The organism is Thomasclavelia sp. (assembly GCF_017889095.1).
Taxonomy (GTDB): domain Bacteria; phylum Bacillota_I; class Bacilli_A; order Erysipelotrichales; family Coprobacillaceae; genus Thomasclavelia.
On record NZ_JAGHEW010000217.1, the window covers coordinates 1 to 10,882 of the forward strand.

Annotated in this window: 8 protein-coding genes; all 8 read right to left on the reverse strand. The window is 27.9% G+C overall.

The annotated features are described in order from the left end of the window. Window positions 1-39: 39 nt before the first annotated feature. Entirely contained in the window at window positions 40-525 is a 486-nt protein-coding gene (locus J7M77_RS09435) for a GNAT family N-acetyltransferase (protein WP_296877846.1), read from the reverse strand. 67 nt (window positions 526-592) lie between these two features. After that, window positions 593-1,519, reverse strand: coding sequence for a GTP-binding protein (locus J7M77_RS09440; RefSeq protein WP_296877848.1), 927 nt, complete (start codon window positions 1,517-1,519; stop codon window positions 593-595). A 358-nt stretch (window positions 1,520-1,877) separates the two neighbouring features. Next, on the reverse strand, window positions 1,878-2,165 hold the full coding sequence (locus J7M77_RS09445; RefSeq protein WP_296877850.1) for a helix-turn-helix transcriptional regulator: 288 nt from the start codon (window positions 2,163-2,165) through the stop codon (window positions 1,878-1,880). 98 nt (window positions 2,166-2,263) lie between these two features. Continuing rightward, window positions 2,264-3,553: a TIGR02679 domain-containing protein gene (locus J7M77_RS09450; RefSeq protein WP_296877852.1), complete on the reverse strand. Its 1,290-nt coding sequence runs from the start codon at window positions 3,551-3,553 to the stop codon at window positions 2,264-2,266. After that, window positions 3,517-7,512, reverse strand: coding sequence for a TIGR02680 family protein (locus J7M77_RS09455; protein WP_296877854.1), 3,996 nt, complete (start codon window positions 7,510-7,512; stop codon window positions 3,517-3,519). Before J7M77_RS09455 ends, J7M77_RS09450 begins: the two co-directional genes overlap by 37 nt. A gap of 1 nt (window position 7,513) precedes the next feature. Beyond that, window positions 7,514-8,629, reverse strand: coding sequence for a TIGR02678 family protein (locus tag J7M77_RS09460; RefSeq protein ID WP_296877856.1), 1,116 nt, complete (start codon window positions 8,627-8,629; stop codon window positions 7,514-7,516). Further along, complete coding sequence (locus J7M77_RS09465; protein WP_296877858.1) at window positions 8,601-10,109, reverse strand: TIGR02677 family protein; 1,509 nt, start codon at window positions 10,107-10,109, stop codon at window positions 8,601-8,603. Before J7M77_RS09465 ends, J7M77_RS09460 begins: the two co-directional genes overlap by 29 nt. An 83-nt stretch (window positions 10,110-10,192) precedes the next feature. Further along, a partial coding sequence (locus J7M77_RS09470) for an NAD(P)/FAD-dependent oxidoreductase (protein ID WP_296877860.1) occupies window positions 10,193-10,882 on the reverse strand: 690 nt, incomplete at its 5' end.

Sequence of the window (10,882 nt, forward strand, 5' to 3'; positions counted from 1 at the left end):
CTTTTAATTCAAAACTTGCAAAAAGTTACTTTTTACATTTTATTTTGTTTCATTTAATGCCTGTAATGCTTCTTTATCTAAACGATAAGTCGTCCATTCATCTAGCGGTTTAGCATTTAACGATAGATAGAAATCAATACTTGGCTGATTCCAGTTTAAACAAACCCATTCCATTCTGCCACAATCACGTTCACTTGCAATCTTTACTAATTGTTTGAAAATAGCTTTACCATAACCTTTCTTTCGATATTCAGGCCATACAAAAATATCTTCTAAATATAACCCTGATTTCCCTACAAATGTTGAAAAATTGTGGAAAAATAAAGCAAAACCAACTTCAATATTATCAACTACAGCAAAAATTACTTCAGCGCGCTGTTTTTCAAATAAATACTCTTGCAATAAGTCTTCAGTTGTTTCTACTTCATCAAGCATTTTTTCATATTCAGCAATTCCTTTAATGAATTTTAAAATTAAACCAACATCATCTTTGGTTGCATATCTAAATGTTAATTGACTATCCATAATAAACCTCCTAAAACATGCAGTTTAAATATACCATAAAATCGTATTTATCGCTACTTTTAAATTCTTACCAATACTTAGCAAGATTATCTTTTTGCAATTGTTCACCGATCACAATAATTATTTCTTGACCAATACTAATTGGCTGCAAGGTAATTTCCTGTTTAGTTGCATTTAATTCATACCAGGTATCATTTTCGTTAATAAATCCTTTAATCCGAAATACTTTGCCACATTCATGGTCATTAAAAATTTTTTTTACAGTATTTATTAACTGCTCTTTTCCTTGATGAACATTCATAAAAAACAGTGAATTAAAAACCTCATGTTGATCAAAACTTAATTTTAAATAATCAGTTAATACATAACCATTAGTACTAATTGTTTTAAAATCATCGTCAGTTAAATCATCCCATTTTTTAACCATAATTTCACTTTCTAATTTACGCTTGCATTGTACCATCGTTAATGCTTTATTTAGATGATCGATTGTCCTATTTATTTGTTTATGATCACATTCGTCTATGCGGCTTAACAAAATAGTTGCTGCATTAGCAATTTGTGATGCCAGTAAAAAATTAGCTTCTTTCGATAAATCAGCTTCTAATTTGCCATTTACGATTGCAATAACATTATCAATTTCATACCAGGAATCTAGCGGTTCTTCACGCAAAACATCAAAAAACTCATCAACATCATATATTCCTGAAGGTTCAATAATAATTCGATCATAGCCTAACATCTTCATGGCAATCAGTTTGGTTTTAAATCTGCGCTGGTGACTATCTTGATCAAAACCGCCAGAAATCATTTCCAAATCACATTTATCACCGATTTTATCTTGTAATAATAACATATCAACGTTTATGGCACCAAAATCATTTTCAATAATGCCAATTTTTTCACCTTGTTTAACTAAATAATTTACATATTCAATAATAAATGTCGTTTTCCCAGAACCTAGAAAACCCGTAACTAAATCTATTTTAATCATATTTTACCTCACTTTAATTCTATTATAATCAAAATAGTTAAAAGGATAAAGCAAAAAACACTTCAAAATGAAGTGTTTGTAAAAGAGTTTTCCACATCATCTTACCTATATAAAAGCCAGGCATATATTTATAATTATTTTAATCCCCAACTCTTTTCAGGAAGTTCAACATCAAAGATATTTAAATATTACAAATATTTATTTTAATTAGGATATTAAACATATATTTTTATAGTTATTTTTTCTAATTCTTTATCTCTTTTGATTATATCCACAAATGTTTCTTCATTGATTTAATTATTATACCTGACTCTCTATTTTGATTTTAACAAACAATCAAAAAAATGTCATTGAACTGTTAATTCAATGACATCTGATAAACCTCACCATTTTCTTTTACTAAATAATTTTTTTCAAAACTTTCCCTATTTCCACAAACAATTTCATCTATCGGTACCCCTAATAAATAACTTAATGCATATAAATTATCAATACTAGGAACAGTAATCCCATTGATCCAGCGATAAACAGTTTGAACACAAGATAATGATAAAAAATTTTGAACATCTTTAGAACTAATATTTTTTTGTTCCATTAATAATTTAATCTTTTCTCCCGTTTTTTGCGAGTCAATAATTGGAAACATATCTATCACTCCTATCTTACCATCTATTATACATCTAATATCATTACCTTGTCATTGAATTACAAATTCAATATACCTATTTTTACTTAGATTATTAGTTATTTTTTAATATCATCAAGATATAAGTCAATCAAACCTTCCTGATAACCAAAACAGCTTGACTCCTTAATTAAACTAGCAAGCTTCCTTAAATCTTGATCAACAAGATTATCTAATATTTTTAATCTTTTACTAGAAATTTGGATTTGTTTAATTTTAATTAGATCAAAGTGTTTTGGTGTATATAACCATAAATTTAAACTTGGATATTTTTGTTTTAATTTATCAGCAATCATTAATCCCTCTGGATCAAAATCACCGGCATAATATAAATTACAATCACTTTGAAATAGTTTTTCAATTAACGTATGCGTACATAAATTTAATTGCCCATTACTGCAAACTAAACCAATATTTAATTGTTTCAATTTAATAAAATCAGCTAAAATACGAAAAACAGCCGGATTTTCGACAATATAAACAGCACTTTTGACAAACTTATCATTAACTTGCATCAAATTATAGAGATTCATATTCCAGGGTTCATAGTCATAATAGAACCCATCCCAATTAGAAACTAAACTTTTAGGTCTTAGATGACAAATATAACAATTATTCGATAAATCATCACGTAATAAACCAGCATGATAAAAAATATCATTAACTGCCTGCAAAGAACGGTCGTTATCTACTAAATTAAATATTTTTATAATTCCTTTTAATAATAACTCTTTAGGCAGATCTTTATCAAAATAGTGAGGATCATCCGTTATTTGCCAGGCAAAAACTGGTAATAAAACATATTGATCATGATGTTTAGGTAAATTATTTAAAGCTTTACAAACATTGTTGATAACCGTTTTAAAATATTCATGGTCATAATTAATATAACGATTTACCTGGTTATTTTCATTTAAATATGAAGTTAACCAGGTAAAACAATAAGTATTACGATATTTTTGTATTAATTCATTTTTAAAGTTTGTAATCTTTGTTTCTTTATAAGCTCTTTTTTGTTGATTTGTATAAATTGGCTTAAAACTGATGGCTTTAATTACTTCTAAAAAATCAATCCCTTCAAATTTTGTTTCTTGAAATAATTGATTAAATTTATTATAGCTAATACTTAATTTTCCCAAACTTAAATCTAATCCTAAAAAAGAACCTAATATTTCTTTTTCTTCCAAAGATAAATTTTCTAAAACAATCTTACCACCTAAATGTCCTAAACTTTGATATTTTTTGATCCAGGCTTTAATAAAGCGATTAAAACCTGGATTAGTAAAATAATCAATGCATTCATTTAAACGACTCATTTGATAACAGCCTTTCTTACATGACCATTCCATTTGTAATATACCTTTGTAACAAATGGAGCATTATTAGGTCTAAATAATTCATAGATTGCAAGACTTTTACAAGAAGGATAATCACCCCATAAAACTTGTGAATTCATGATATAATCAAAATTAAATTTAGTAATTAAAGCAAATAAATTATCAATATTATTTTCATCGACTCCCGCAAAAGCTTCATCTAATGCAATTAAACAAGGAGCATCTTCTCGAGCACTTTCAAATTTAGCGGCAACTGCCGAAAATAATGGTACATACATCGAAATTGCTTTTTCACCACCACTGTAAGCAAAAAAGATACGATTAGTTAATTCCTTACGTGGTTCATTTGGTTTTTTAGTATATAACGTAAATTCAAACCATTTACGATAATCCATCACTTCTTTGATTAACTGATGGAATGATGCAGTTGTGTTTTCATCTAAACTTAACTCACGGGCTGTTTTTATTTTATTTCTAAAATGAGCTGATATCTTATTTCGATCACTATCTTTTAAGATACGATAATCTTTTTCAAGTAGACTGACTAAATTTTGAATATCCAGTTCATCATCGTTAACAGCTTTTTTACTGCGCCATTTTAAACTCAACTGTAATCCACTGCTGGTATTCATATCCTGCATATAACGTTCCATCTTGTCGACCCAGCGACGACTTGCCTGGATCCGATTACGGATTTTTTTACCAATCGTATTAACTAAGATTTCTTCAAAAATATGGCGATCTTCTTCCATGATCAATAATTTTTGGGAATCAATTTTATCTTGTAAAATCGTTAATAACTCTACAAAAGGAATCTTTTTACCAAGATAATTAGCTTTGATTAAAAAATGACCACTGACATCATCAGTTTCATGACATAATTCATCGATTTCATGAGTTAAGTGATATTGTGATAAATAAGCTACTTGTTCAAAGAATGTACTTTGTAAAGTTCCTAAATAATCACTAACTGTTTTGGTGATTTTAGTTGTACTAGCAAGATTTCTTAAATTTTTAATTAGATTTTCATCTTCATCAAAAACAAAACCATAACGAACTTCTTGTAATAGAATATCATAATATCTTTCAGCAATCTTATTTTGTTGCTGCAATTCTTGATTTTTAGTTTCTAATTCTATTTTTAGATAATCTTGTTTAGTTTTAATTGAAGAATGATTACTAATACTTGTTTCAATTAGCTTTTGTAACTCATTTATTTCTACTTCTAATTGTTCCAATTTTGATTGTAAACTAGCATAACCTAGATCATCTAATTGTTTAGCGATTGTTTTTGCTTTACCCTGATTAACTTGATTTTGATGCTGCATTAATGATGTTTCTCCTTTTAAACGGTCGACATCATCTTGTAATTCTAATAATTTATCGTTTTGAATTGATAATAATGTTTTTAAATTTGTTTTATCCCTAAGATTTTCTTTTAATAAATCCAAATTAATTTCATATTCATCGATGGCTTCTTGTCTAGCTATAACAGCTTCTTTAATTGGAGCTACAAAGATTTTTTGACAATCTTGTTTGATTGACGAATAAAGAGCTATGGCACTATTTTCTTTAGCTGTTTTTTGTTCAAGTAACTGATTGATCTTAGTCTGCTGGAAATCTAATTCTTTTTTAATTCGTTCAATTACCAAGTAATAATATTTTAATTCTTGATCATTTTTAAATGATGAAAATTCGGTTTTTAATTTTTCTAAATTATTTTTTAATGCCGTAATATTAACATTAATTGTATCAATTTCATCCTGTTTTTGACTTAGCAATGTTTTAAGTTCAGCGATTTTCTTTTGCCGATATGCCTCACGGCTTTGATAACCGATAAAAACAGCTTCATTTTGACCATCAGTTAAACCTTCTAAAATACCGGTTTTAAAATAATTATGAGTAATGATTAAATCATTATTAACTTCAATTCCTAATTGATTTAGAGTTTTAATAAAACTGTTTTGGTTAAATGGTAAAGTTAAATTAACTGCTGTTAGCTCACTTAAATTTTTATTAGACCACAAACAATGATCATGACCAATAAGATCATTATTAATAATAAATTCTTGATCTTTATGTTCAATTACTAGAGCATCTAAAATACCCATTTGCATTAATATTTCTTCAATTATCTGTTTATTTTGATCATCAACCGTTTCATCAAAATCTAATAATTTAAATAACGGTACATATTGAATTTGATGGTTGTCTAAATACTGCCGAAAATTAATCGTAGCTTGATCGCGTACAGGTTCAATTTCTTGATTGTTTATAAACTTTGCATATTCACTTTCTAATAACTGATATTCGTTTTCTTTTTGTTTTAATTCAAGTGTTAAACTGCTTTGTTCCTTAGTATATTTTTCCAATAATTTTAAATAGTTTTGATGGACAATCTGATTAATTGAATGATAATCCTGGGTATTTTCATAATCGACTAAATAAGCAACCATTTCATTTAAATCCTGATTAGATAGTTTTAATATTTGATTATGATTATTATAATGATAAAAATATTCTTGATACTGTTCAATACAATTTGCATAGTTTTCTTTGGCTTCATTAGATTGGTTTATCGTTAAAGCATTTTGTTCATTTAGTTTACTAATTTCTTCTTCTAAGTTTTTTATTTGTTCTTCTAACAATTTTGATTGATTAAATAATTCCAGAATTACCTGCGTACTTTTTAATTCCTCTTTTAGTCGTCTTTTTGTATAATCGAATTCAAAACTTTCATGATTAGCTAATGCCTGTTTTAAAGCACTATGTTCACTAAAAGGAAAGTCTTGTGCAATTATTTCTAACTGTTCAACAATTCGCTCATAATTTTTTTCTAGCTGATAACTTTGGTCCTGATATTTGGAAATTTCATTTTCTAAATCAATTAATTTATTGTCTTTTATTTCTAAAAGATTTTCTTTTTGTTCAATTAACGCAGTGGTTTCTTTAATTTGCTGCTTCAAAGAAACTAATTCTTCATGTAAGTTTTCAATATTAGGATCAATTAATACTCGTTTTTCATTTTGTTTTATTTCTAAAGTTATTTTACTTTCCTGGAGGTCTTTTTCTAATTGTAAATATTCTTTTTCTAAATTTGATAAATCATTTGTTTTTTCGCTAATTTCTTTTTTAGTTCTTTTTAATTCATCATTTTCACGATTATATTTTTGCCATTTATCAATTAAAATTACTTTATTATAAACATCATAAGCCTGATTAATTTTTTTAGCAGCAGATAAGCTAGTATTTAAATTTTCCAGATCATCTTGTAAATTATCCATGCTGGTAATCGCTTCACTCATGGGCCGTAAATCATCTTCACTTAGCGGTTGTAATGATTGTGCTAAGATTTCATTTATTTTAGTTGGGCTTAATGAATTACTTAATTTAGGAGAACGTAATTGTAATAAAAGATCGATTGCATCTTTATAATCATCTAAACTGGCAAAGCCAAAAATACTATCATTAACTTTTTTCATATATTCTTTTTGACTATTAATTACTTGGTTTCCTAAAATATTTTCTAATTGTTTTTTAGTTAAAGTAAATCGATTTTCAATTAATTTAAAATCAATGTTGATACGACGGTTATCTTCAATTACAAAATACCAGGTATCTAAAGGGCGATTTTTTCGAGCACGTAATCCCATGCCAATCGTTTTATAAATTTCACTGTCAGCTCGTTTAAACTCTAAATATAAATATCCAGTTCGTTCATCACGAGTTGAGTTTTCATCAATCAAATATGTATCCATTTTTCTTGAACGCGTTCCAAAAGGATCTAACCGTTCACTGCTGCGATTACCATCTAACAGTAAAGGAATCATACTTTGCATCGTAACCGATTTTCCACTTCCATTACTACCCCGAAGCAACATATGACCATCTTCAAAATTAAATTCATCATCTTCATAACACCAAAAATCAACTAATCCTAAACGGTTCATATGCCATTTACTAACACCCATTTTAATCCTCCTTATACGTTCCATCTATTTTTCCAATAATTGGATAAATAACTAAATTATCATCATTTTCTTTTTGAACAAAACCAAGCTGTAATAAATAATTATAGATCTCATCAATAAATATTTTGCGATTTTTATTACGATATGTTGCCGGTAAAAAATCTTCGTTTTCCTTAATCATTCGCTCAATCGTATTTTTTAAACGACTAATCGGAATTAGAACCATTTCATCTTTATCCCGTTTTAAATCAGCATTTTTTATTCGTTTACGCAAATAACCCATAATAATAACGACCATTTCATCCATTGCATTATTTTTAGGAAACATTTTACCAATTCTAACTTCATCATCAAAAATTAAATATGCACTTGATTTATAGATTTGTAATTCACAAGGACAAATTGCTTGAAAATCATTTTGAATACTATGATAATAATGACGAATATACGAAAAATCATCATTATTATCATCTTCTTTATAAATTCCGCAAGAAAGCATTAAACGCCGATAAATTCGCTGTTTTCTAACGATCCCGCGATCTTGTTCCAAACCCACCCATTCTTCTTTCATAAAATCTTGTGGCGTTTTATTACTAAAAATATCGTAGGCAAAATTACGCATAAAATATCTTGATAATCCGGTATTTTCAAACAATACTTCAGTATTTTCATTTTGCATAAAGTTTTCCATGTCACCATCATTTTGAATAAATAATTTTTCTTTTAAACAAAACTTTAATACATTAACAAATTTTCTACGATTAGTAAACTTTAACCAATATTCCTCATTGACATGCAACTGAATTTGCATAAATTCCGTTAAGTGTGATAGAATAAACTGCTCTTCACGATCTTTATCTTCCAAAAAAATCAAAACATAACAAAAAATCTGATATTCTTGTAATTCTTTAAAATCCGTAATACCCATCCAAGGTTCGGCTTTACCAGGAATTTTGTCAATTTTGATAAAATCCTGATGACTAATTAACGGATAACCAAAATTATCTTGAAATAAGCGTTTTAAGTTTTTAGCATCATCTTTGATACGATAATACATATTTGAATCATCTTTTTTTAAGATCCAGCGTTTAGATAACAGTATTTCCTTGGTGTTCATCATAATTCTCCTTAAAAACAATTTTAAAAGCCGGCATTAAAAAATCACCATCTTCACACTTTAATACACATTCTTTATTAGCTTCGTTACTGTCGATATAGTATTCATCACCATCATCAGTTTTGGCAGTTTTATTACTTTGTGATAAACCTTTGGATAACCATAGTAATAATACTTTTCGTGTTTCTTCATCAATTATCGGTAAAGTTTTAAAATCAATCATATTATTATTGATTAAAGCAGCTATTTTTTGTTTTCGCTTAGCGATTTTTTCTTCCATTTCTAACTGCTGCATCTTTCTCTCTAATGAATAATCCTGAACCGGCTGACGAATTGTTTTCTTTCTAACAATTCTTGAATGACTGTCAAAATTTAATAAAGAACTAGGTTCTTCATAAACCCCACTATTAATATCTTCACTTTTTCGAGGATTAATTCTATTTAAATGCAAACAATCAGCAACTCCAAATACATACGCACTTAAACAATGCGCTTCATTAATATCCTGGCATTGTAAAAATATTTTAGCTAAATATTCATATTGTTCCTTACGGTTAGAACCACGATTATTTAATTCAACGATTTGTTGGGCATAACGAGTTATTTTTCTAATCACTTCATTAGTAATATCATTTAAACGATCAATTTCATTGCGACTGCCATCACCAACAAACCAATTATAAAAGTTTTTCCATTTACCTAAATAATTTTCATAAATTTCTTTTTCTTCTAATTCAACATCGATTCTAGGAATTGATATTTCATAAACCGTTGCTCGTTTAAAAATATAATCAAGTTCATCTTGATCAATCGCTTCAATTTCCATTGCAATTAAATAACCAGTTTCTTGCATGATTTTAACAAAAGATCTTAAATAACTAATTAATTTATCTTTATAAACTAAAAAAGCTTCTGTTTTCATCAATTCCTCAGCTTTAGCACTATTTAAAGTTTTAATATAGTCCTGATAATTTTGATTTAGGCGGATAAAATCATTAAGCAGATATTCTAACCAGCCATGAATATCAATATCTTTTTTATCTTTTAAACCATTAAATTGTTGCAAATGATGATATATTCTTTCTAATAAAGTTGGTTCTAGTGAAGCTCCTTCTATCTTTAAATTTTCTAATTTAATTGTAAGTCGTTCAATTTCAACACTATATTCCGTTAACTGATAACGAAACTGGCGATTTTTAAAATCTTCGATGGTTTTAACTTTTTGGCTATCTTGAATTGCAACTAAATTACCCCATTCCACTAGGCTTTGTAAATCCTGTTGGCAAAGTTCCATCGTATAATCTTGATAACCATCTAAGCTAGTCATCATTTCATAAATATCTTCTTTAAATAGCCAATAATGAATCTTTTCATATTCATAGAAAAAATAGCGCATGATCAAACGATAACGAGCAACATTTTCAGCACGTAAATAATTGATTTCTGTAATCGGTTTTACTAATTTATCATATATTTCCATACATTTACCTTCCATAGTTCTATATTATACGAGATATTATGATAAAATAAAACATTTTATGAAAAAACTCATTAATCGTTAGATTAATGAGTAGCACTATGAATACCGGCAATTGTTCCATCACTAACTGCTGTTGATACTTGGCGCACTTGTTTTACTCTAATATCACCAACTGCATAAACACCTGGTATTGTTGTTTCCATATTTTCATTTACTGGAATATAACCATCTTGTAAAGTCAATTCGTTATATAACTGACTATTAGGAGTAGATCCCGCATAAATAAAGATACCACAACCAGGATCTTCGATTCGTTCAACACTGCCAGTTTTTTCATCATATAAATCAAAAGCTTCAACTTCATTTTTTCCATAAATAGCTTTTATCCGTTTAGTTGTTAAAACTTCGATATTATTAGCTTGTTTAATTTTCTGTTTAAATTCAGCAATACATCCTAACTTTTCTTCAAAATGAATAATCGTTAGTTTCTTGGCAAATTTAGCTAAATATAAAGCTTCTTTAACGGCTCCATCAGCCCCACCGACAACATAAATATGTTTATCTTGATAATCAGCTCCATATTTGACAGCATTAGTTTTTGCTAGTTCTTCACCTGGAATATCCAATTTACGAGGTGTTGTTCCATTGGCGATAATGATTTTTTTAGTTTGATATGTTTTCTTTAAAGTTACTACTTCTTTTATTTCTTTAGCTAAATTAACTTTGAGCACTTGTTCAAAAACAATTTCAACGCCAGCATTTTTAGCTTGAGC